Source organism: Curvivirga sp., from assembly GCF_965219885.1.
Lineage (GTDB): Bacteria > Pseudomonadota > Alphaproteobacteria > UBA8366 > Aestuariispiraceae > Curvivirga.
Window position 1 is genome coordinate 288,317 of sequence record NZ_CBDCOT010000008.1, and the last position, 21,496, is coordinate 309,812.

General features: G+C 40.7%; 22 protein-coding genes and 1 tRNA gene. 10 read left to right on the forward strand and 13 right to left on the reverse strand.

Annotated elements, in window-relative coordinates; translation table 11 throughout:
* Positions 1 to 38: 38 nt before the first annotated feature.
* From folB to ACOQOA_RS03960, 3 genes are all read left to right on the forward strand, one after another.
* Entirely contained in the window at positions 39 to 509 is a 471-nt protein-coding gene (gene folB, locus ACOQOA_RS03950) for a dihydroneopterin aldolase (protein WP_420547351.1), read from the forward strand.
* Between the two features lie 99 nt (positions 510 to 608).
* Entirely contained in the window at positions 609 to 1,856 is a 1,248-nt protein-coding gene (locus ACOQOA_RS03955) for a hypothetical protein (RefSeq protein ID WP_420547352.1), read from the forward strand.
* Positions 1,853 to 2,743 carry an EamA family transporter gene (locus ACOQOA_RS03960; protein WP_420547353.1) on the forward strand — a complete coding sequence of 297 codons (891 nt, stop codon included), beginning with the start codon at positions 1,853 to 1,855 and terminating at the stop codon, positions 2,741 to 2,743. The genes ACOQOA_RS03955 and ACOQOA_RS03960 overlap by 4 nt, the downstream gene beginning before the upstream one ends.
* A gap of 46 nt (positions 2,744 to 2,789) precedes the next feature.
* Here ACOQOA_RS03960 and ACOQOA_RS03965 read toward each other — a convergent pair whose 3' ends face one another.
* From ACOQOA_RS03965 to ACOQOA_RS03980, 4 genes are all read right to left on the reverse strand, one after another.
* Complete coding sequence (locus ACOQOA_RS03965) at positions 2,790 to 3,536, reverse strand: FKBP-type peptidyl-prolyl cis-trans isomerase (protein WP_420547354.1); 747 nt, start codon at positions 3,534 to 3,536, stop codon at positions 2,790 to 2,792.
* 76 nt (positions 3,537 to 3,612) lie between these two features.
* On the reverse strand, positions 3,613 to 5,241 hold the full coding sequence (locus ACOQOA_RS03970; RefSeq protein ID WP_420547355.1) for a hypothetical protein: 1,629 nt from the start codon (positions 5,239 to 5,241) through the stop codon (positions 3,613 to 3,615).
* A 75-nt stretch (positions 5,242 to 5,316) separates the two neighbouring features.
* Positions 5,317 to 6,339, reverse strand: a complete 1,023-nt coding sequence (locus tag ACOQOA_RS03975) for a GGDEF domain-containing protein (RefSeq protein WP_420547356.1) — start codon at positions 6,337 to 6,339, stop codon at positions 5,317 to 5,319.
* Positions 6,340 to 6,442: 103 nt separating this feature from the next.
* Positions 6,443 to 7,717, reverse strand: a complete 1,275-nt coding sequence (locus ACOQOA_RS03980; protein WP_420547357.1) for an NAD(P)/FAD-dependent oxidoreductase — start codon at positions 7,715 to 7,717, stop codon at positions 6,443 to 6,445.
* 218 nt (positions 7,718 to 7,935) lie between these two features.
* On the opposite strand from ACOQOA_RS03980, the gene ACOQOA_RS03985 reads away from it, so the two are divergent.
* Entirely contained in the window at positions 7,936 to 9,093 is a 1,158-nt protein-coding gene (locus tag ACOQOA_RS03985) for a saccharopine dehydrogenase family protein (RefSeq protein WP_420547358.1), read from the forward strand.
* A 56-nt stretch (positions 9,094 to 9,149) separates the two neighbouring features.
* Here the strand turns inward: ACOQOA_RS03985 and ACOQOA_RS03990 are convergent, their stop codons facing one another.
* The 5 genes from ACOQOA_RS03990 to ACOQOA_RS04010 all read right to left on the reverse strand — a co-directional run bounded on the left by ACOQOA_RS03990 (position 9,150) and on the right by ACOQOA_RS04010 (position 15,017).
* Positions 9,150 to 9,683: a PAS domain-containing protein gene (locus ACOQOA_RS03990; RefSeq protein ID WP_420547359.1), complete on the reverse strand. Its 534-nt coding sequence runs from the start codon at positions 9,681 to 9,683 to the stop codon at positions 9,150 to 9,152.
* A gap of 271 nt (positions 9,684 to 9,954) precedes the next feature.
* Positions 9,955 to 10,539 carry a sarcosine oxidase subunit gamma family protein gene (locus ACOQOA_RS03995; protein WP_420547360.1) on the reverse strand — a complete coding sequence of 195 codons (585 nt, stop codon included), beginning with the start codon at positions 10,537 to 10,539 and terminating at the stop codon, positions 9,955 to 9,957.
* Complete coding sequence (locus tag ACOQOA_RS04000; protein WP_420547361.1) at positions 10,532 to 13,459, reverse strand: sarcosine oxidase subunit alpha family protein; 2,928 nt, start codon at positions 13,457 to 13,459, stop codon at positions 10,532 to 10,534. The genes ACOQOA_RS03995 and ACOQOA_RS04000 overlap by 8 nt, the downstream gene beginning before the upstream one ends.
* The gene (locus ACOQOA_RS04005) at positions 13,456 to 13,755 is read right to left on the reverse strand and encodes a sarcosine oxidase subunit delta (protein ID WP_420547362.1); all 300 of its coding nucleotides are present in this window, start codon (positions 13,753 to 13,755) and stop codon (positions 13,456 to 13,458) included. Before ACOQOA_RS04005 ends, ACOQOA_RS04000 begins: the two co-directional genes overlap by 4 nt.
* Before the next feature lie 11 nt (positions 13,756 to 13,766).
* Positions 13,767 to 15,017 carry a sarcosine oxidase subunit beta family protein gene (locus tag ACOQOA_RS04010; protein WP_420547363.1) on the reverse strand — a complete coding sequence of 417 codons (1,251 nt, stop codon included), beginning with the start codon at positions 15,015 to 15,017 and terminating at the stop codon, positions 13,767 to 13,769.
* A 108-nt stretch (positions 15,018 to 15,125) separates the two neighbouring features.
* Between ACOQOA_RS04010 and ACOQOA_RS04015 the strand changes: the two genes are divergently transcribed.
* Both ACOQOA_RS04015 and ACOQOA_RS04020 read left to right on the forward strand, forming a co-directional pair.
* Positions 15,126 to 15,725: a TetR/AcrR family transcriptional regulator gene (locus ACOQOA_RS04015; protein WP_420547364.1), complete on the forward strand. Its 600-nt coding sequence runs from the start codon at positions 15,126 to 15,128 to the stop codon at positions 15,723 to 15,725.
* Between the two features lie 7 nt (positions 15,726 to 15,732).
* Positions 15,733 to 16,395, forward strand: coding sequence for a glutathione S-transferase (locus tag ACOQOA_RS04020; RefSeq protein WP_420547365.1), 663 nt, complete (start codon positions 15,733 to 15,735; stop codon positions 16,393 to 16,395).
* Between the two features lie 7 nt (positions 16,396 to 16,402).
* On the opposite strand, the gene ACOQOA_RS04025 is transcribed toward ACOQOA_RS04020, so the two are convergent.
* Positions 16,403 to 16,777 carry a GFA family protein gene (locus tag ACOQOA_RS04025; protein ID WP_420547366.1) on the reverse strand — a complete coding sequence of 125 codons (375 nt, stop codon included), beginning with the start codon at positions 16,775 to 16,777 and terminating at the stop codon, positions 16,403 to 16,405.
* A gap of 391 nt (positions 16,778 to 17,168) precedes the next feature.
* Here ACOQOA_RS04025 and ACOQOA_RS04030 point away from each other — a divergent pair, with 391 nt between their 5' ends.
* A complete protein-coding gene (locus tag ACOQOA_RS04030) occupies positions 17,169 to 17,522 on the forward strand; it encodes a peptidoglycan-binding domain-containing protein (RefSeq protein ID WP_420547367.1) in 354 nt (117 codons plus the stop codon).
* 17 nt (positions 17,523 to 17,539) lie between these two features.
* On the opposite strand, the gene ACOQOA_RS04035 is transcribed toward ACOQOA_RS04030, so the two are convergent.
* Entirely contained in the window at positions 17,540 to 17,950 is a 411-nt protein-coding gene (locus ACOQOA_RS04035; RefSeq protein ID WP_420547368.1) for a hypothetical protein, read from the reverse strand.
* Between the two features lie 295 nt (positions 17,951 to 18,245).
* Positions 18,246 to 18,334, reverse strand: a tRNA-Ser gene (locus tag ACOQOA_RS04040).
* 205 nt (positions 18,335 to 18,539) lie between these two features.
* On the opposite strand from ACOQOA_RS04040, the gene ACOQOA_RS04045 reads away from it, so the two are divergent.
* Together ACOQOA_RS04045 and ACOQOA_RS04050 are read left to right on the forward strand one after the other, a co-directional pair.
* Complete coding sequence (locus ACOQOA_RS04045; RefSeq protein ID WP_420547369.1) at positions 18,540 to 18,845, forward strand: DUF1330 domain-containing protein; 306 nt, start codon at positions 18,540 to 18,542, stop codon at positions 18,843 to 18,845.
* An 11-nt stretch (positions 18,846 to 18,856) separates the two neighbouring features.
* Positions 18,857 to 20,104: an MFS transporter gene (locus ACOQOA_RS04050; protein WP_420547370.1), complete on the forward strand. Its 1,248-nt coding sequence runs from the start codon at positions 18,857 to 18,859 to the stop codon at positions 20,102 to 20,104.
* Positions 20,105 to 20,218: 114 nt separating this feature from the next.
* Here ACOQOA_RS04050 and ACOQOA_RS04055 read toward each other — a convergent pair whose 3' ends face one another.
* Positions 20,219 to 20,428, reverse strand: a complete 210-nt coding sequence (locus ACOQOA_RS04055; RefSeq protein ID WP_420547371.1) for a DUF1127 domain-containing protein — start codon at positions 20,426 to 20,428, stop codon at positions 20,219 to 20,221.
* Positions 20,429 to 20,931: 503 nt separating this feature from the next.
* On the opposite strand from ACOQOA_RS04055, the gene ACOQOA_RS04060 reads away from it, so the two are divergent.
* Positions 20,932 to 21,492 (forward strand): PadR family transcriptional regulator, encoded by a 561-nt coding sequence (locus ACOQOA_RS04060; protein ID WP_420547372.1) that lies wholly within the window; start codon positions 20,932 to 20,934, stop codon positions 21,490 to 21,492.
* The last annotated feature ends 4 nt before the right edge of the window (positions 21,493 to 21,496 follow it).

Here is a 21,496-nt window from a genome sequence, read left to right on the forward strand (position 1 = left end):
CAGATGCCAAGTTAAAAATCATCCTGATTGGAAAAAACATGTCCGCAAACCTTTCCACCGAGAGAACATATTCCGGCAATGAAATTCAAGTTGTATCCGGCAAGCAACACAGTCTTGTACAACCTGTAAACTACACGGAAGAAACCAGCACACCAATTTATAAAATTTTGGTGCGTGATCTGGATGTAGCGTGGAATATTGGGGTATTTGATCATGAATATGATCGCGTTCAAATCGTCCGCATTAACTTGGAACTCATGGCAAAAGAACCAGAAGATCCATTATGCGATGATTATGAGCAAGTTGTTTGTTATGCAACAATATCTGAACGCATTGCTGAACTAGCACGTGAGGGTCATATTCAATTGGTTGAGACTCTGGGGCATCGGATTGCTTTGCTTTGCCTAGATGATGAACGTGTTATTGAAGCAACTGTACGTATTGAAAAACCAGAAGCTCTAAAAAACGCTCATACGGTCGGTATCGAAGTTACTCGTCGTCGTGCGTAACAAAATCATATAAGCCTTTGTGATAGAACAAAATATACTTCACTTTCTTCTCAATATAGGTTAGCTTCTCTATGGATTTTAGAGGGGTGGTATGTTGTCATGCATCAAGAAGATGAAGCTGACATCAGCGATATAATGTTCCATACGAATAACGCATCTTCGTTTAAAGATGAATCATCATCTATGGGCAAAGACAAATCCATATGGTCAAATCTTGCTGCGTGGTCTTTATTCGGTGGAGGTTGCGCTGCTATAGTTATTAGCGTTTCCGGCTATCCCATCCGCGAAAAAGTTGAAACCTTCTATGATGAGTTATTCGTTGATCAGAAAGGTTATACTTCAATCATAAAGGATCAAGATAAAGAAAACCCTGTAAATGTCCGTGAAATTTTAGGTAGTTTGGGTGACAATTACTCACCTAACCTTCTCTTAAAGTTAACTAGGGAAGAATTGCATAACACTCAAAATACTCAAGTTAACATTCAGGAACCAATCCTGACTGAGCCTCCTCAAGGTCCAGTGAAAGACAAAATTCGAGATTTCATCGCCCCTCCTCCTACAGCTGAGATTGCATATAGAAAAGCAAATGCGGCAAATTCATCTAAGAAAAAAGCAGCGATTGAAACGGTTGAGATCGAAAATACAGCAGCACCTACTACCGAAAAAATTGAGGTCGAGAATACAACAACCCCCACCGCATTCGGGAATGAAGTCTTTTATATTCCTGCTGAGGCCAAAGCACCTCTTCGTCCAACACAGGAACCTGAAATCAAAAATCCCAAAGAATATAGTAAAGCAATTAAAACCTCTTTATCAGATACTCCAACAACAAAAACAGTAGTAAACGATCCGATAAAACTGGAAGATCTCATCTATGGCATGAACTGGAATAGTTCCAAGGCTACGATAAAAGGGAAAATTATAAAATGTATCGCGGTGACAGAAAGTATTGATGGTTGTCGCCTTGAATTTGAAAGTTGGTTACCAAATACTCGTCATATCATTGGACTTTTCGATAAGAAGGACAACGATAATCTTATTGCAATTCAAGTTGATAGCTTTCCATTTGATAGCGGCCCAAATGTATTGGAAAGCTTTGATAGCGCCACTAAGATTATAAACGGTAAGTTGTCAAATTCCGATGCAATATTCAAAGAGCAATTAATCACAGATCCAACCAATATTTTTGTTATTCTTAATTCAAACGGGAAAGAAAGACATTTTAGGCATTGGTCTTTAACGCCTATGCAAATACCAGCGTATATTCACACCAGTATCAGACCTTTAAATAGTGCAAGTGCCTTTCACAGGACATTGTTCATAGAAACGAACTCTAGACAAGAATGACAAATGTAAACCTCTCAAACGCTAACATTGGCGCAACTATCTTAATTGTATTTTCTGCATTCTTCTTCAGTTTAAACACTCCTTTCGCACCGCTTTTCTTTGACGCAGGTGGGAATGCTGCGACCCTTAACTTCATTCGTATGTTTTCCAGTAGTATTCTTTCTGTCGGTGTTCTGCTGCTCTTTCGTGATAAGTTAGATTTATCATTAAAAACGTTAAAGATTTCTGCCTTTATTGGGCTTTTAGTTATGGGTCAAGGCCTATGTTATCTTGCATCTGTAAGGTATATCCCTGTTGGTCTTGCAGCTCTCATTTTCTTCACATGGCCAATGACAGTTGCAATATTAGCTCCCTTTTTTGGTGAAAAGGCGGTTTCTCCCAAAGGGTTCTTATTTTTTATCGGCGGCTTTTTAGGAATAGCACTTTCTCTTGGTCCATCCTTTGATAGTTTGGATTGGCGGGGAGTCTCTCTTGCTTTTGCCGGCGGAAGTTTAATCGCGGCGATGATGATTAGTATTCGTAGAGCAGTTATTAAAACGTCGCCCTTATCTCTCGCCGTAACCAACAACTTTTTTGCCAGTTTATCTTTACTAACAATAATGCCATTTATTGGGGGCTGGTCATTACCAAACACTTATGATGGGTTGTTACCTGTTGTGATTGTTAGCGCAGTCTTCTTCGCTGCTGTTCTTTGCCAAAACATTGGATTACGACGTGTTAATGCTCAGTCTGCTGCAATTATTTTTAAACTAGAGCCAATTTTTTCAATCTTTGCTGCCTTTGTCTTACTCAATGAAAGACTGGAAATACTGCAGTATTTTGGCGCCTTTATCGTATTCCTTTCTCTATGTGGATATCAAATATATGAAAGAAAAAAGGCATCCTAGTTTTTCTAGAATGCCCTATAATTAAAAATTTATGCAGATGATAAATTTATTTGTTTATTGGATAACCAGCTGCAATCCATGCTTCAATTCCGCCATCAACTAAAATAACCTCATCAAATCCAGCTTGAGTGGCCAATGCATTAGCTAATTCTGCTGTTTTAGGATTACTAGCAGAACCAATGACATATAATGGTGTAGAACGATCTCCATAAGCATTAATTGCTGTTACGAAATCCTGAAGGAAACGACCATTCTCATCAAAAGCCGTCATTTCTTCTACGCCTTCAATAACACCTTGATTAGCAAATTGAGTTTCATGTCGGATATCGATCGCTTTAGGTGCAGTTTTCAAAGCTTCTTTAAACTCTTCAACAGTTGCGCTCTTCATAGGACCTGGTTCAACATCAAGAAGCTCAACTTCAAACTTCAATGTTGCTCCTGGTGGAATAGAAGCGCCTGCACCACGATCTCCGTAACCTAGATGTGCGGGGATTATAAGCTCACGCTTTTCACCAATTTTCATTCCTTTAACGCCTTGGTCCCAGCCTTTAATCACCTGACCAGCACCAAGCGTAAAACTAAATGGCTGACCGCGATCAACACTTGAATCAAATTTCGTACCGTCTAGTAACCAGCCAGTATAATGTACAAAAACCTTAGAAAAATCTGTTGCGGTAACATCCCCGCTTCCATCTTGAAGAACACTGATTTGTAATTCTTCTGCCTTAACGAAACTCGAAAAACCAGCAGCAATAACGACTGCCACAACAAAACTAGAAAATAACTTACGCATGAATATGCCTTTATAGAATAGATAACCTAAATCAAATGTGGACAAGTCCACTACAAATTACAACCAGTTATATAAATTATTGTGTTGTTCTAAATGGCGTTGCCTGAATAACCATCACCGCGAAGACAGGAATAATAATGATGATTACGGCAACGGTAATAAGTAACATCCCTAACTCACTATAATCCGCCTGAATTGTTATCTCTCCAGTTGTACGGTCCTTCACCTCACGGGTTACCGTATATATCTGGTTCATATATTTGGTCATCAAGTTGCTGGCGGAGAGCGCTAGATTTGTAAAGGATGCCATCACCGCAAAAAAAGTCGCCTTAAGATGCACAGGCGCATTTCGTGCGATCCATGCAAGCATCGGGATCATCGCTATTTGCCCTAAAGGTGATTCCAACGCCGTATCAAAAATGGCAATAAATCGTGCATCAACAACACCGTTCGTAAGTGCAGACGTCCATTCTTGAATGCCATAATAAAGCCCAATATTCGGCAAGGATACGATCCCCCCAATGATACTCAATATAATCAAAATTTCGGCTATGGACCTCTTAACAATTATTGGGCGTAAAACCACTAAACCCGCCAGCGTCAAACCATAGGTTAAAAAACTTAAAACCGATAAAAACTGCTGATCAAATCCCAACACATCGATTTCAAACCAGGTAGATCCGGCTCCGGAGCTTGGCGTTGCCCTGTATATAAAGATTATAATAGCTGTGCCTATAAGCATTTTTGCTTGTGACGGTTCTAACTCCTTTAACAGTCTTGTCATTAAGAATAATATAATGGAGATTGAAACAAAAAAGGTCATTTCCTGTGCCGCTGGAACTTCATTCAATCCTACAAATAATGTAAATAAAACAAAGGCAAAACTTCCACCGAATATCATCCAGTTTGGCTTCGTTTGAACCTCCGGTTTGAAAAGCATGTCATGAATCACATCAGATGGAACCCCCTTCAGAGTCAGTTTGTTAGCCTTCTGACGCAATAACATTCCGCCTAAAATCACACCGCTTATAGAAATTAAAGGTACAGCTAGAGCACCAAGATAAATACCAGCGTAAATTTTAATTTTTTCGGCTTCGTTTAAAGCATCTACACCATCAAAAACATAGACATTAATTGCTGATACACATACAACACCGCCAATAATTGCTACCCGTCCGAGTGTTTGCATCGTTGTATGCATGGCCTTTTCTATCGCATCAGAAAATTTAACTCCGTTATCGTCGACGGCAGGCACCGCTTCTACGGTCATTGCATCAGCAACAACATCTTGTAACACATATCCAATTGGTGAAAGAAGAGCACTTAAAATATACCATGCTTCAATCGGCATGATCATCGCCATCATATCAGTCTGACTAATCAGCATATACATAATGATAAGGCTAATCGCCATTAAGCTGGCACCGAAGAAAACTAAAGAAGACTTCCAACGCCAAATGATATCAACAAGATGACCAATAGGCATTTTTAATGCCCAAGGTAGGCCTGCCCAAAATGCTAACCCCGCAAGAAACTCTGCAGACAGGTTCAAGTATTCTTTGATAAAAAATGTCCCTACGATTGACGTAAGGCCTGACACCCCTGCAGCGAAATATACCATTAGTGGTGGTAAATAAGACCATCGAAAATTTCGGCCTAGTTCCAGAACGACATCATCAAAGAAATTATAAACCTTGGAAAACATTCTCTATCCCATCCACTGTTTCATACCTTTGATAGATAAGATATCCGATTCTGATTTTCCAAACTAAATAAGACGTTATGATTTAAAGAGTTCAATATCACCGTCAGAAATATCAATATCTTCAAGTATCCCCTGCTCCACTAAATCTTCGTATAAATGAAACTGGTTGCGTCCATGTTGCTTTGAGTAATACAGAGATTTATCTGCCTTGGCTAAAATTTCCACCGTGCTTTTATCTCCCGTAATTTGAATGGCACCAACACTGATTGTAACATTGCCGACTTGAGGGAATCTTTGACTTTCAATCGCTTGACGAAATCTTTCGAATGCAGCTCTTGCATTCTCTTTATTATCTGCCCGTAACAACACGAGGAATTCTTCACCACCAAAGCGATATACAGTGTCAAAACGACGTGTAAGACGTTTCAGAGATTGAGCAACTAAGATCAAAACCTCATCCCCAAACACATGACCATAGCTATCATTTACCGATTTGAAATTATCAATATCAATCAGCCCTAACCAATAGCTCTCGCCACTGTCAGTGCGGTTTGGATCATCTTTTAAAACTTTAGGCTCAGAAGCAAATAATGAAATACGCTTTATCTCTTGATTGAAGGTATTCCGATTCAACAACCCAGTAAGTTCATCCGTTTGTGCATACACCAACAAACTATAATAGTTATTAAAAACCTCTATAGACCGGGTCATACTCTCAGCCGAAAGCTCTAAAGCACCTTCTTTTGCAACAATTTCAAGGACTGTATCTTCTTTAGAAATTGACGCGAGATGGTAATAAAAATACTCATAACCACCATCACAAATACAATCACAAACCGTGCTCTTGCTTGCCACTACCCGATTTATGAGTTCAGCATGATCTGCATCTAATTCAATTTCTTTATGCAGAATATCATATCCGGTTTCTGATAAAGTCACCTTATCCCAGATTTTGCCCGCATCAGTTTTGAGTATTGAAATATTTTCAATCGGGAGATTCATATAAACAGTTTGAAGTAAACTTTGTTCCAACAGCTTTGTATCACGAAGACTTGTGATATCGCGTAACTCATCTAATAGTTCTCTGCTTTTTGCCAAGTTTCTTACCTAATAAACCAGTTATATCCCCCCTATTTTCTATATACTATACGTGAACTCCGATCAGGATCAAGATTCACAAGTCACTCAAAAGTCTTCATTCTCAATAATCTTTCACCATATGTGTCAACGAAGCACCGGTCTCGTAATATAATTCCTTCATAGAATTAAAACCTTGCTGATAGCTTGTGGTTGGCTGAATAGGTAGGACAGAAGGGTCACCATGCACAAAATATTTCGCAATCGCGGTTCCCATACAGGTTCCTGGACTAATCCCTCTTCCGTTATATCCCATCATGGAAATTCCACTATCGCCTATTTGAATGAGACGCGGCAAATGATCATCTGTCATTGCAATACGACCATGCCACGAATATTCGAATTCAATACCTTTAAGTTGAGGGAAAAGTTTATGTAACTTTCGTTTAATCCAAGAAGTATGAACACCCTTCCCCATTTTCTCTAAGGATCCAATAGATCCCATTATCAAACGACCTGCAGCATCAAGCCTAAAGGAAGACATAACCGTACCTGTATCCCAACATCCATGTTTTTCAGGTAAAGTAATATTTAAAAATTCATCATCCAGTGGTTTTGTGGCAAATTGAAAATAATAAACAGGTGTAAAGCTTGATGAATAATGTTCAATATTTCCCTGCATATAGGCATTTGTTGCATTCAGTAGGTAGGAGGCTTTTACAGTTCCTCTTGCTGTTTTCACAGACCACACACCATCTTTAAAAGACGTATGGATTGCAGGGCTATTTTCATAAACCTTGACACCCAACTGTTGTGCAGCCCTTGCCAATCCTTTTGCATAGGCTAATGGTTGTACTGTCCCTGCACGTCGATCGAGCAAGGCACCAAACACACCGGAGGCCCCGGTCAGTATCGTGGCCTCTTTTGCCGACAACAACTCTACAGGCGCTTGCCTTTTTTCTTGCTGTGCAAATCGGTTCTGAAGATCGGTAAATCCTTTTGGTGAATGCGCACAATGTAAAGTACCGTTGCAGGTGGCTTCGCATTTAATATCAAATTCTTCGATGAGCTTGAAAACTTCGCTGGGACCAGCTGCCAAGGTTTTATTTAGCTTTTCACCCGCTTCAGGACCTAGAATAGACATAACATCATCAGGTGGTGTCCATAATCCTGCATTCACAAGCCCAACATTTCTACCTGACCCGCCATGGCCAATATTGTTCGACTCTAACAAACAAACAGACATTCCTTGTTTTTGCGCTTCTATAGCAGCTGAGCAACCTGTGAAACCACCACCAATAATCACTAAATCAACTTTTAAGTCTTCAGTCAGGCTGTCCGCGTAAAATGTTTCCGCAGCCGTTGCCTGCCACAGATTATTCTCTGAAATCCGTGCCATCTTTATTCCCTGTCTTTGAGATTCATTCCCAAGATATACTGTTTAATTACTTTCCCCTAACTTGCCGTATTCATATACAGGTTCGCAACTTTTATATCTGATATATCTCCAACTTTTTTGGACAAACTCTATTTCACATATAGATAGTTGCTTTCTTCTTATATTCAGTTAAAACAAATTTCAGTTAACTGAATATATAAACATAATAAGGGGGTTCCATGTCGGAATTAGCGAGTCGTAGCGGTAATGTGCATTGGTTAGGTGCAGGCCTTTCAACAGGTACAGGCCTTAACAAGGTAGCTGACGCAGCAAACAAAGTAATATTGTGGAACCGTACAGTTTCAAAAGCAGAAGCCTTAGCAGAACGTCTTTCTCTTACAGGAAAAATTGAAACGAAAGCTTATGACCTAGATAAGCTTAAAGCTGAGTTAAATGAGGGTGATATTGTTGTTTGTATGTTACCTGTGGCAGAACACGGAACGATCCTAGATACCGCAATTGCACATGGCGCCCATTATGTATCAAGTAGTTATGTTAGCGATATCATCTTAGGCAAGGTAGAAGCAGCAAAAGCTAAAAACCTCGCCGTTGTTGTAGAAGCAGGCCTAGACCCCGGCATTGATCATCTTGCCTCCCATCTACTTGTTGATGATGCAGAAAAAGCGCTTACAGAACTTGGTTCTACAGCTGATGAGGTTGACGCTCAGTTTTTCTCTTATTGTGGTGGTTTTCCAGAAGTTCCAAATGATTTCAAATATCGTTTTAGCTGGGCGCCTGCAGGTGTATTACTAGCGTTGCGTTCTCCTGCGAAATTCATGAAAAATGGACAAGAAGCAACAGCACCACGTCCTTGGGAAGAAACGGAAATTTATAAAACAAGTGCCGGTGATTTTGAAGCCTACCCAAACCGTGACAGCGTACCATTCATTGATCAATATCATTTTCCAAAAAGCTGGAATGTAAAGGATTTTATCCGTGGAACATTGCGTCTTCCCGGGTGGTTAGATGCATGGAAAGATGTGTTTGAAGCAGTAAAAACTGGCACAGATGACGACATACGCGCATTAGGTGCAAAATTAGCGGATGAGCACTTCTATGGGCCAAATGATAAAGATCGCGTTGTTCTAACAGTAGGGCTGATTTTATCTAAAGGTGGAAAAGAAATCTTTAATAGTCGTTATGAAATGGATATTTGTGGCGATGATGCAGATTCTGCTATGGCACTAACTGTTTCCAACGGGGTTGCTTGTGGCATTATTGACTTGCTACAAGGTCATTCAAATGTTGGTTTAAACAAGGCAGCAGAAGATATCGAAAGCGTGAAACGCTGGATTGATCGCTTAGGCGACTGGGGTATTCACTTAACCCAAAAATAAGATTAAAATAAAAAGAGGTGCTAAATAGCACCTCTTTTTTTGCCTTGGAATTGGTACTATACGCCCATCGCAAATATCATCTCATTAAAAGTCATCTTGCGTTCCAACAAAAGCCTTTCTAAATGGTTAATTCCATCTAGTAATCCTTGCTTAGGGCTACTCGCTTGTTCTTCCAGCGCTTTTAGTTCTTGATAAAGCGGATAAATCTTTTCATCAATTAACTGACGGTTAGGTGCACTTCTATTACTGTGATACCCAACAATATTCCCGCCACTATCACGACTTGGCGTCACATGTGCAAGCACCCAATAATGATCCCCATTTTTTGCGCGATTTACCACATATGCGAAGATCTCTTCACCAGACTTAATACACTGCCACAAATATTCAAAAACGGTTCTAGGCATGTCAGGATGGCGCACCACATTGTGTTGCACATTCAAACAATCCTTTTCCGTCATATCTGCTAAATCATAAAAAGTATTATTTCCATAAGTAATTTTGCCAGTAAGATCAGTCTTGGAAACAATTATATCGCGCCGATCAAACTTACGCTCTACGCCTGTCAACTTTGCATTACCATAAAGCATAGCGACTACTCCTCTTCACGCATATAGCGAATAGGCTAAGCCGGAAGCTTTTTAGTTTCGAGACAAACTAATATGCTAGTAATAACTTATTCCGGCAGCCAACCGTCCTTCTTTTTTATGATAACACAAAGACATAAATATACCTAGAATACAAATGAAAGAGTCAAAATATCGTATAAGTTCAAAATTTTAATAACAATATTTTAATAATTCTTCCTAAATAGTAATAGAAATATCACATATAATATATTCCTAAAATACAAATTCAGAATCAGCCAAATGTGAATTCCAAACTTGTTTCACGCATCCATTTCCATAAATAATCCAATAAGCTAATATCTAAGAGAAGATGATATTTATTAACGTCAATGTGATTGAAAACAACATTAGCTTGCCCCAATAAACTGCGTGCACTATGGCCAACGGGGAAAGTATTTTTTCGAAAATCGAGCGAGCACCCTTTAGAAAAAAACTCTATTGCTCTCGTGCCAGATACTTCTAGACATACAATTTGGTCTGACATATTTGTGGCAATTATTGAGCGATCGTGACCTAACGTATTTATCTGCTGTATATAGCTATTGATCTTCTCATAATCCGTCTGGACAAACCACATAGTAGGACTGATAGAGCATATTTCTCCTCCTTGCTCATCCTTAACAACCCGGCAGCTCTGTAACGGTAGGGAAAAACTCGCTTCTTTATTAAATGCGATCACTTGATCATCAGATACAGGTTGAGATTTTTGTACCATCCCAATTCCTGTATTTTTTCGAAGAGAAATAGATAACTCAGGTAAATTAAGAGATAAGTCACCATGACAATCACGTCTTTCAAGCCTCAACATATCAGCCATGTACAAGCTCCCCTTCTTTATCATAGAAGCAAGTAGATGTTATTCTTGCTTCATAGAAACCTTCAAAATCATAAATCTTTATTATTTCCCCCATACGCTCAAATCCATTTAACACCAATCCCAGCGCGACAGGCTTCTTAAGTGTCGGACTGAACACACTTGATGTCACACGCCCTTCTATAGGAGCAGTCGGCGCCGAATAGCCACTTGCTATAACAATCCCACCAACAGGTAAAACATTGTCTCCGATTACTTCGAGCCCAACCAGTTGTTCCCTATTTTCTTGCAAGGCAGCTTCGCGTGTCAAAGATCTTTGACCAATGAAATCATCTTTCTTACGATCTACCATCGCACCAAATCCAATATCATGTGGGATTGTGGCAGAATCTGTATCCCCCCCTACATGAACATATCCTTTCTCTGTCCGCATAACGAGTAAAGCTTCCACCCCGAATGGCTGCGCTTTCAATTCCTTTCCACGATCTAACATAGCGTCCCACATAGACTGCATATAGCTTGATGGCATAGAAACTTCATATCCCAATTCCCCTGTAAAACTGGTTCTCAAGATTCTAATTTCTACGTCCCCTAATTTGGTGCAACGCACAGTCATATGCGGAAATACCTCATTAGCGAAATCAATATCCAATCCTAATGTTTCAAGAAGCTTTCTTGAATTTGGCCCTTGTATACTAATAGTTCCCCATCCAGTGGTCATAGGCGTTACAATCACATCCATATGCGACCATTCACATTGACGCCATTCATCTAACCATCCAGCAACCATTGCCGCATTCCCACTGGTTGTGGTGAGCCAAAAGTGATCTTCTGCTAGACGAGAAAAAACACCATCTTCCATAACTGTGGCTTGTTCATTCAACATGAGTCCATATCGTGCCACACCGACTTTCATAGCCTTCACATTGTTTATGTAAAACTTATGGAGAAATTCCGCGGCATCCTTGCCACGTACATCAATTTTGCCCAATGGCGAATAATCTAGAATACCAACAGCACTACGCACATGTAATACTTCCCGTTCAATAGCGGCTTGAGCTGTTTCATCACCTTGTTTGTAATATGCAGGTCGTGTCCATATACCATATTCGTCAAATACAGCCTTATGAGATTCATGCCAGCTATTAAGAGCCAAATAACGAATTGGCTTAAATAGTTTTCCTCTTCTACGGCCTGCAAATGCACCCATTGTCACAGGTGTATAAGGCGGACGAAACTTGGTCGTTCCAACTTCTGGTATTTCTCGATTTGTTACTTGGCCAAGGATTGCCAGCGCATTGATATTACTTGTCTTGCCCTGATCCATCGCCATACCTGTTGTTGTATAGCGTTTAAAATGTTCTACAGAGGTATAATTCTCTCTCGCCGCCAGATTTACATCAGATGCCGTTACATCATGTTGGAAATCCACCCAGCGCTTTGTATGTCGGATATCTTCACGATCTGTTGGCAAATCCCATAAAGCTTCAATAGATGAAACATGTATTGGCTCAACATCACTCAAAATAGTCGACAATTCAAATTCGCCACTTGCTGCACCTATACATTCATTATCTTGAACATATACACTTGGCACAAATGCGAGTCTGTTATCGTCAAATCGAAGTTTTCCACCTGATTGTGAATGTAAATGCACGACCGGAGAATATCCACCGGATATACCTAATGAATCACATTCCAAATTCATTTGTATCGTACTTAATACATTCTCTTCCAAATCAATGGGCGATACAATCACTGACGATAAACGTTTTTTACCTCTAGCCTCTGTAACGGCATGCCCCTTTAATATCTCGATACCCGCATCTTCCACTGCATGAACAAGATCCCCATCTGGTGATTGCCTTGCATCTACTAATGCAACAACTTGCACACCCGCCTTCTGCAAGCACAATGCTGTTCGATAAGCATCATCGTTATTTGTTGCTATCACAACTTTATGACCGGGAGACACCTCATATCTATTCACATAAGTTCTGATAGCTGACGCTAGCATAACCCCCGGTACATCATTATTGGCAAAAACCAATGGGCGTTCTATAGCCCCTGTTGCAATGACAACCTTCTGCGCACGAATATGCCATAGTTTCTCTCTTGGCATATCCATCACCTTATTCACATCAATATGGTCAGTTAGGCGTTCTGAAATTGTGATTAGATTGTCATCATAATATCCAACAGCCGTAGATCGTGTCATCACTGTTACATTTGGATGCCTTAGCAATTTTTCTTTTTGTACATTAATCCATTCTAACCCGGATAAAGCAGAAATTTGAGCATCTTCAAATAATAAAGCTCCTCCAATTTCGTGATCCTGCTCTACTAATAAAACTTGTTTATCCGCTTCTGCATGTTCAAAAGCTGCACTAATCCCCGCAGGCCCGGCTCCAACAACGAGCACGTCCACATATTTGTGTTGATGATCATATGCAGATGGATCATTTTCTTTAGGAATTGTTCCCAATCCGGCCATTTGACGTACCATGGGACTCCAGAATTTCCATCCCGGCCATTTAAAAACCTTGTAGTAAAACCCCGCTACAAAGAAACGTTTTAAAACACCAGTTACTGCCAATAAATCGTGTTTAGCATTGGGCCAACAATTAACAGATTTTAACGTAAGTCCTTCTTGTATAGCTGTCGTTGTCATTCTGACATTGGGTTCTTCAAAAGGTGGCGTACCTAACTGCGCAATTGCATTTGCTTCTTCAGCACCTGCCGCCATAATGCCACGCGGGCGATGGTATTTAAAACTACGCCCCACAACCGATACATCATTTGCCATTAAAGCAGAGGCAATTGTATCTCCCTCATATCCAAAATAGGTTTTTCCATCAAAATTGAATGAGATCGGCTTCTCACGATTTAACCGTCCTTTGGAAGGCAAACGAAATGATGTCATTTTTTTTCTCCCAATTTCTGCCAACCTTTAGGTGGTTGTTCTCCCATTTTATAGCATCCATAAATTTCATGGGTCACGGTATTGCGGATCACATTAAAATATTGACTGCATCCATGTATATGTCCCCAACGTTCCAAAGAAATACCTTTCACGTTATCTCTCATAAACAGGTATTCTGCCCATTGGCTATCTGTGACCTCTGATGCAGGTATTGACCTCTCCAGATGAGATGGACCCGCATATTTAAATTCTTCTTCACTTCTTTCCCCACAATAAGGGCATGTAATCTTTTGCATTTCTTTTCCCCTTAATGCGCGATACCCGCCGCACCCATCTCATCAATGAAAGCACCGGTTTCAAATCTGTTTAATCCAAAGGCTTCCGTCATCTTATGAGGTTGATCGGTCGCGATTGTATGGGCCAATGTATATCCCCCTGCTGGAATAGCTTTAAAACCGCCTGTCCCAAACCCACAATTGACATACATGTTCTTTATGGGGGTATGTCCTATAATGGGTGAAGAATCATAAACGATATCAACAATACCCGCCCATTGGCGCATCAATTTCACACGCCGCAATTTCGGGAATATCTCAACAATACCTGCAACAATATTTTCAAGGGTATGCACGTTACCTCTTTGGGCATAGGAAGGATAAAGATCGAGCCCTCCACCCATAACAACTTCCCCCTTGTCTGATTGGCTCACATAGACACCAGCATCTGGTGATAAGACCACCGTATCAATAAAAGGCTTTAAAGGTTCGGAAACACAAGCTTGAAGTGCCATGGATGTAACAGGTAATCGGAAACCAGCCATTTCTGCTAACACGCTGGAATGACCGGCAACACAAAGAGCAACCTTCTTGGCTTTTACAGTCCCTTTCTGGGTTACTACTCGATGAGAACCATCCGCAGCCTTCTCAAAACCAGTTACTGCGCATTGTTGAACAATATCAACGCCGCGGTCATCTGCCGCACGGGCATAGCCCCAAGCAACACCGTCATGACGGGCAACACCACCTCTTGGTTGGTTCACACCGCCGAATATCGGAAAACGAGCCTCCTCACTCACATTCACGCCTGGCGCAAGTTCAATAATTTCTTCCCGCGTTAACCATTCCGCATCTACACCATTCATATGCATGGCATTAATAGCACGTCGGGACATCTCCACATCATGATGGCTATGACTTAAACGTAACAAACCTGCTTGCCTTAGCATCACATTAAAATTCAACTCACGACTTAGGCTTTCATATTGCTTTAAGGAGAAATCGTAAAATTCTGCACTTTCTGGATAGAGGTAGTTAGATCGTACCGTTATGGTATTACGCCCTGTATTACCGCCACCAAGCCATCCAGCCTCAATCACAGCAACATCAGTGATGTTATGTTCTTTTGCTAAATAATATGCTGTGGCAAGACCATGCCCACCACCGCCAACAATCACAACCTCATACTCCTCCTTAAGCGGCGGACTACGCCATGCTTTATGCCAATCTTCGTGATGCTTCATGGCGTTTCGGGCAAGTGAGAAAACTGAATAGTGCTGCATTTCTATCCCCTAGATATCTTTATGACAGGCAATTCTAGACAATCGCCCAAACACAAACTATACAGTTCTGTATATTTCATATTTTCACCCGTCAAGAGAATTATCAAAATGACTGAGCAAAACGATATTCGCGGCAACACCAAAACAACCAAGCAAGAATGGCTTAAAGCAGCACAGTTAATGTTGATCAACGATGGTGTAGAACGGGTAAAAATCGATCGTTTAGCAAAAGTACTAGATGTCACCAGAGGTGGCTTTTATTGGTTCTTTAAAAGTCGGCAGGATCTTTTAGATCAGCTTGTGGATGATTGGGCGGATAAAGATAGCGACCCGCTCATTGGTGCTTTGGAAGAATCGACCCCAGCTATGGACCGCTTAATCACTTTTGCAAAAATCATCATAGATGAAGATGAATATAACCCTGCCCTAGACATGGCGATCCGTGAATGGGCCAGAACGAATGAGAATATCCAAAAGAAGGTCACTTTAATTGATCAACTAAGAATGACGGCCTTAGGAAATATCTTTAAGGAACTTGGCGAAGATACGGATTCTGCTTTGATCCGGGCACGCATCTATTACTTTCATCAGATCGGTTACTACGCTATGGGCATTAAAGAGACATCAGATCAACGAAAAAAAAATCTTCCGATTTATTTTAAACAATTAACAGGTTATGATCTGCCGAAAGATTTTATGACCAAGTAAGACCATCATGTCCGATCAAAACCTTCCTATCCTTTACAGTTTTCGTCGTTGTCCTTATGCCATGCGCGGTCGCCTTGCCCTTTATGCCCGCGGCATCAATTGTGAAATACGTGAGATTGAATTAAAAAACAAACCTGATGAGATGCTAAACATCTCACCTAAAGGAACTGTGCCCGTCCTGCAATTAATCGATGGTACAGTTTTGGAAGAAAGCCTGGATGTGATGTTATGGGCAGTCTCACAAGATAAAAACACAACCAAGATACCATCCATCCAGCATCCTACTGATGACATGCTTGCGTTGATTGAGAAAATTGATGGTCCATTTAAACATCATCTGGATCGTTACAAATACGAGAATCGCTATGAAGCCGAAGGCGTTGTTTCCAGCGAACATCGCGATGCTAATGTGGAAATATTACTGGAACTTAATGAACGCCTAAGCCAATCCCAATATCTTTTTGGAAATGATATTTCTTTTGCTGATTTCGCCATTGCACCTTTTATCCGTCAATTCGCCAATACGGACCGCAATTGGTTTGATCAACAAACCTTTCCAAATCTTATCAACTGGCTAGATAGCTTCTGCAATTCCGCACCATTCCTGACCATTATGAAAAAACGTAAACCTTGGTTAGATACTGATAAAGCGTTTGAGATATTTCCGTAACTTAAACTTACTCTTCACGATTCTTTCTAAAACATTGCATCGAAGTAAATTCTGGCAACCAGTCTTCGCGGTGCTTCGTCCATAATTCATAAGTCGGGGTAAATTGATTTGGTTCATCCATGCTACCAAGATGAATTTCTATCTCATTATCGCTTTTTGCATAAACTGATGAACCACAATTTGGACAGAAAAAACGCCCTTTATATTCCTTTGCATCCCCTGAAATCTTAACTGCATCTTTAGGAAACACAGCCGCAGCATAAAAGATGGCTCCATGATGTTTCCGGCAATCCATACAATGGCATATACCAACCCTATCAGGTTCACTTGTGGCAGTAAGCCTTACATCACCACATCGACATCCAGCATTATATTCAGACATTTATTGAAACTCATACATCGTTTTAAAACCATGTATATAAATATAACCACTCTTAAAAAGTAATAAAGGGTTAGAGCGTTTCAGCATCTAACCCTTTATCAAAACTGGCGGAGAGGCCAGGATGCGACACCCGATCTTCCGAACAATAACGATAACAACAGGTTATAGAACCCACGTCTCCTTGTTAATTTCAATTGTGTACCACCAGCTTGACATATCAGTATTTTTGTTCTATTTATGTTCTTATTAAAATTTTACATTACGCTCATGAATAACCTTAAGACTGCCCGATCTATATAGCTATGCCTATCATACAGAGGCTGGATAACAGTCACATCCCCACCCAACAATTTTCAAATGATGGAAACTCTTTCCGTATGCAGGAGTAATTATGAGTCCCCCTTATAAGCTTAAAGGGCCAATTGGCCCGAACTACGTAACAGATCCCGATGATGTCTGGGTTACCAAAAGGAACCTAAACTCAATCGGATATTACAAGAAACCCAGTTATGGCATGACTGATATGCCTGACAACAAACTGATCAACTCAATCGAAAAGTTTCAAAAAGATAATGACCTAAAAGTAGATGGTATTATGAAGCCGGGAGGCGAGACAGAGGTCAAAATTTCCCAATTTACCGAGTCACCTACAATGTGGTGTACTGATTGCGATGGACCTCATGGAGGTATCCATTATCCACCATTCAATATCTGTCCTCCATGCTGGAGTAAAGGTTACGAATAAGAGATTGGCTAGGGGAGTTAAGATCTCTCACTCGCCTTTTTACTTTCATTGATCCAATCAATATAGATTTCAACATCGTCTTTCTTATACCCGAGAAGACTACCAATTTCTCGCTCATCATCATCTGTAGAAGGTCTTATGCCTTCCATAGTTTCTTTAGTGATTGTGTGCAATGCCTCGATCCGCCAAGCTTCCGTGGGTAAAGCATAATAGAGGTAACGCATCTTATAGCCACCTTTCGCCAGAACAATTTGAAATTCTTGTTTAACGAATTGGCCTGTTTGAACATAAGGTTCAAAATCATCTTCCGGTAGCTTAATACTCGCCGGGATAACATCATAAAACATAGACAATGGTTTGCTGCCCTTAAGCATCAATTCTAATTCTCTAGTTTCATGAGGCCCCACCCCTGAAGGTCTTTCGATCATATTAATTTCTTCCCCTTACCCGAACATTACCTGAAGACAAATCTAACAACTTATTCAACTTCTGCAAGGAGATCATTTGACAAAGCAAACCAACTTAAAACCATGGAAAACACCACTTCGACGGATCAGATATTTCACTTGATATAGGCCCATTTCAGCCCCTCTCTGTACCAGTGTTCTGTACCAGAGGCTCTCCAGCCATGTTTTCGGCTGTTTATGTGAGAAAGGGCCCGAACCTATTATCCAATAATAATAAAGGGTTAGAGCGTTTCAGCATCTAACCCTTTATCAAAACTGGCGGAGAGACCGGGACTTGAACCCGGGCATGAGTATTACCCCATGACGGATTAGCAATCCGCTGCATTACCGCTCTGCCACCTCTCCTTAAAAGTGGATAGTGAAGATTTGAGACTTCATCTATCGGCGGGTGAGTAAGTACTAATCGTCGCGCTTATTGTCAATGCAAATAATCACTACTTTTTACAATATTGTCATTTTTCACAACTTTTCAAAAAAAAGCTTGGTTGCGAGCGCTTTCTCTGGTTAATGAAATCAGAATGTATTTTATCTTCCTATGCAGGAGAAACCAATGACTGCCTATATTATCGGTGAATTAGACGTCCACAATCCAGAACGCTACGCAGATTATACTGCCCATACACCAAAGACGATTGCAGATCATGGAGGAAAATTCATTGTACGCGGCGGTAATCCCAAGTCACTTGAAGGTGGTAAGGCAGCTCCAAGATTCGTTGTAGTAGAATTCCCAAGCATGGATAAACTAATGGAATGGTATCATTCAGATGCTTATCAAGCGATCATACCTATTCGTCAGGAAGCTGCACAAGGTAGAATCATCGCTGTTGAAGGCGCTGATACGATCCCCCTTGCCTGATCGTAAACGAAATGCTTTTAAAAACCTACTCGTCCATTATCCCGATTGCGCTGAGCAGTGCACTTACAGCTATGGCAAATGGCTTTTTGGCTAGTTATCTTCCTTCGCGTATGGGAATCAATGCCATCGACCCATCTCGTACCAGTGACTTTGTCGCCGCATTTGCGATTGGCATGTTATGTTCATGCCTGTTTTCTGCCCAGATTGTAAAACGGGTTGGCCATATCCGAGCCTTCTCAGTATTTGCATGTTTATCAGGTATCGGCGCCCTACTTCTTCCAACTTTGGAAAGTTACGCTGCCTGGATCGTCATCAGATTTATCAATGGATATTGTGGAAATTCAATTTTCCTTGTTGCGCAAGGATGGTTGAATGATCAAACTGAAAGCAAGTATCGGGGTCAGATTCTGACCACCTTTTATATTATTTATCTGATTGGATTGGGCGGCGGTGCTTATTCTGTAACTTTCTTTGATTTAAACAGCTTGCAACCGTTCATGTTTGCAACCGTATTATATATGCTATCCGTTTTCCCTGTTGCCCTAACCAAATTGCCAGCCCCACCGCCGCCAATGGTGACAAGGATTATGATTAGGCGTCTTTGGCAAATGTCGCCCGTAGCCCTCATCGGATGCTTTATCGGTGGGGCAACCGCGATGACCATGCAAGGACTTGGTGCGGTCATCGGACAAAATATTGGATTGGACTACACACAAATTGGTTTCATGATGGCTATTGCACAGGCAGGCAACTTGATGCAATTCCCTCTGGGATATCTTTCCGACAAAGTAGATCGGCGTTATGTTCTCTTCATTTGTGGAACTGGGTTAAGTATCTTCGGTTTTATCTTTGGCAACCTAGATGCAAATTCCTTTTTATTCCTAGTTATCACAATTGCCTTCTTCATTGGATTGGGTGAAGCAACACTGACCATTGCTCTTGCGAACGCCAATGACCGCGCTGCGCCTGATGAATATACTTCAATAGCAGGTACAGCATCTTTATCTTGGTGTTTAGGCGCAATTCTAGGTCCGATCTTTGGCTCTCTTACAATCGGCACAATGGGACCCAAGGGGGTTAGTCTGTTCTTTGTTATTATCTCCGCGTCCTTTGCCGTATTTACGCTTTGGCGTTGCTTAAGACGGGAAACCGTTTCCGAAGAAGATCATGGGGACTTTTATGCTGCCCCGGCAGAGATTGCCACGTCAGAAGTGTATATGACTGAAGATCCTGAAGAGATTCAGGAAGCAAAAAATTAAAGCAAAGTTACCGGATAAGAAAAAGGCGGTTGAGAATTTCTCAACCGCCTTTAATTTACACTTTAGGCAGGGGACCTAAAGGCCATCACTTTTCTCAACCAAGAAAAGGAGGACTTATTTGTTTTTACCGAATGCAACACGTGCAATGTCGTTACGGTAAATACCAATGTCACGCAATTGTGCGTCTGTCAAAGCGTTCAATTCGTTGTATGTGCGTGCAGCCACAACGGATTCTGCCAATTTATTAACAAGACGGCCAACGATGCCTGTTTTTTCAGAAGCAGCTTGACCCAAGTTTACGAATTCTGTGCTCAATGTAGCCATTGTCTTAGTCCTTCAAAAAAACGTCCATCTAAACTCTATGATGGACGTAACAAAAAATCTCTCTGTAGTTAATCAGACAGCAGGGCCGATAAGGGGGAGTGGGAGGAAGTTGGCCCCGCCGTCTTGATGAGTTAAATTTATTCATTTCGAAAAAAAAATCACGCGCAATTACTGCATTTTTGCATTGCAAAAAATGCATAGCTTATCACGACAACACATTACCCCTTGAAATCAATTAATATTTTCAAGAACTATAAATATTGCGACGCAACATATCCATAATAATTATACTTGATAATATCCTCAAACAATTCAGTCGAAACAATAAAATGAAAAGAAAATATATCATTTTGATATATGTCATAACGATATTTAGTTGACATTGAAAACTAGCTGGGTAATTGTGCTGCATTATTGGCACGAAATATGTGGGGAAAAATATATTTCTTTTATAAGACACATCACATGATGTGAAACTTAATTGCATAAAGCTGGATTCAAAAATGGATATTAGAACATCATGCCTTGGCGTACTGGCATTAAATAATGCGAGTGGCTATGAAATTCGAAAAATGTTTGAAGACGGCCCTTTCAGTATCTTTGCTGAAGGCGGCTTTGGTTCAATCTACCCTGCCCTCAAAAAACTGGAACAGGATGGATTGGTTACCAGTGAGACATTAGACCAAGACAATCGCCCACAAAAGAACGTATACAAGATTACAACAAAAGGTCGATTAGAGCTTATCGAGGCACTTTCAAATAACCCTGTTCCAGACAAATTCAAATCTGATTTCCTATTTTCCATGTTCTTTGCAGAATACCTTTCCCCTGCATTCGTTGAAAATACGATCGATCAGCGAATCAAATCTTTGAAAGATAAAATTAACACTCTTGAAGCTGAACGTTCACCAAACGGTTCCCTCACTAAAGGGCAAGCTTTTGTTCATGCGTTTGGCCTCCATATGAGTCAGGCTGCAAAAGAATTTCTCGAAGAAAATAAACATATCGCCATTGCTGCTGCGTTGACCGGCAGCCCGGCAAACAAGCAAGATGCTGCGGAGTAATATC

Coding starts and splice junctions, on each gene's coding strand:
- ACOQOA_RS04060 (WP_420547372.1), top strand. CDS start 20,932: ATGGATATTAGAACATCATGCCTTGGCGTACTGGCATTAAATAATGCG.
- ACOQOA_RS03985 (WP_420547358.1), top strand. CDS start 7,936: ATGTCGGAATTAGCGAGTCGTAGCGGTAATGTGCATTGGTTAGGTGCA.
- ACOQOA_RS04055 (WP_420547371.1), bottom strand. CDS start 20,428: ATGGCTACATTGAGCACAGAATTCGTAAACTTGGGTCAAGCTGCTTCT.
- ACOQOA_RS03960 (WP_420547353.1), top strand. CDS start 1,853: ATGACAAATGTAAACCTCTCAAACGCTAACATTGGCGCAACTATCTTA.
- ACOQOA_RS04000 (WP_420547361.1), bottom strand. CDS start 13,459: ATGACATCATTTCGTTTGCCTTCCAAAGGACGGTTAAATCGTGAGAAG.
- ACOQOA_RS03965 (WP_420547354.1), bottom strand. CDS start 3,536: ATGCGTAAGTTATTTTCTAGTTTTGTTGTGGCAGTCGTTATTGCTGCT.
- ACOQOA_RS03955 (WP_420547352.1), top strand. CDS start 609: ATGCATCAAGAAGATGAAGCTGACATCAGCGATATAATGTTCCATACG.
- ACOQOA_RS03990 (WP_420547359.1), bottom strand. CDS start 9,683: ATGCTTTATGGTAATGCAAAGTTGACAGGCGTAGAGCGTAAGTTTGAT.
- ACOQOA_RS03995 (WP_420547360.1), bottom strand. CDS start 10,539: ATGGCTGATATGTTGAGGCTTGAAAGACGTGATTGTCATGGTGACTTA.
- ACOQOA_RS03970 (WP_420547355.1), bottom strand. CDS start 5,241: ATGTTTTCCAAGGTTTATAATTTCTTTGATGATGTCGTTCTGGAACTA.
- ACOQOA_RS04015 (WP_420547364.1), top strand. CDS start 15,126: ATGACTGAGCAAAACGATATTCGCGGCAACACCAAAACAACCAAGCAA.
- folB (WP_420547351.1), top strand. CDS start 39: ATGTCCGCAAACCTTTCCACCGAGAGAACATATTCCGGCAATGAAATT.
- ACOQOA_RS04045 (WP_420547369.1), top strand. CDS start 18,540: ATGACTGCCTATATTATCGGTGAATTAGACGTCCACAATCCAGAACGC.
- ACOQOA_RS04010 (WP_420547363.1), bottom strand. CDS start 15,017: ATGCAGCACTATTCAGTTTTCTCACTTGCCCGAAACGCCATGAAGCAT.
- ACOQOA_RS03980 (WP_420547357.1), bottom strand. CDS start 7,717: ATGGCACGGATTTCAGAGAATAATCTGTGGCAGGCAACGGCTGCGGAA.
- ACOQOA_RS04025 (WP_420547366.1), bottom strand. CDS start 16,777: ATGTCTGAATATAATGCTGGATGTCGATGTGGTGATGTAAGGCTTACT.
- ACOQOA_RS04020 (WP_420547365.1), top strand. CDS start 15,733: ATGTCCGATCAAAACCTTCCTATCCTTTACAGTTTTCGTCGTTGTCCT.
- ACOQOA_RS04005 (WP_420547362.1), bottom strand. CDS start 13,755: ATGCAAAAGATTACATGCCCTTATTGTGGGGAAAGAAGTGAAGAAGAA.
- ACOQOA_RS04050 (WP_420547370.1), top strand. CDS start 18,857: ATGCTTTTAAAAACCTACTCGTCCATTATCCCGATTGCGCTGAGCAGT.
- ACOQOA_RS04030 (WP_420547367.1), top strand. CDS start 17,169: ATGAGTCCCCCTTATAAGCTTAAAGGGCCAATTGGCCCGAACTACGTA.
- ACOQOA_RS04035 (WP_420547368.1), bottom strand. CDS start 17,950: ATGATCGAAAGACCTTCAGGGGTGGGGCCTCATGAAACTAGAGAATTA.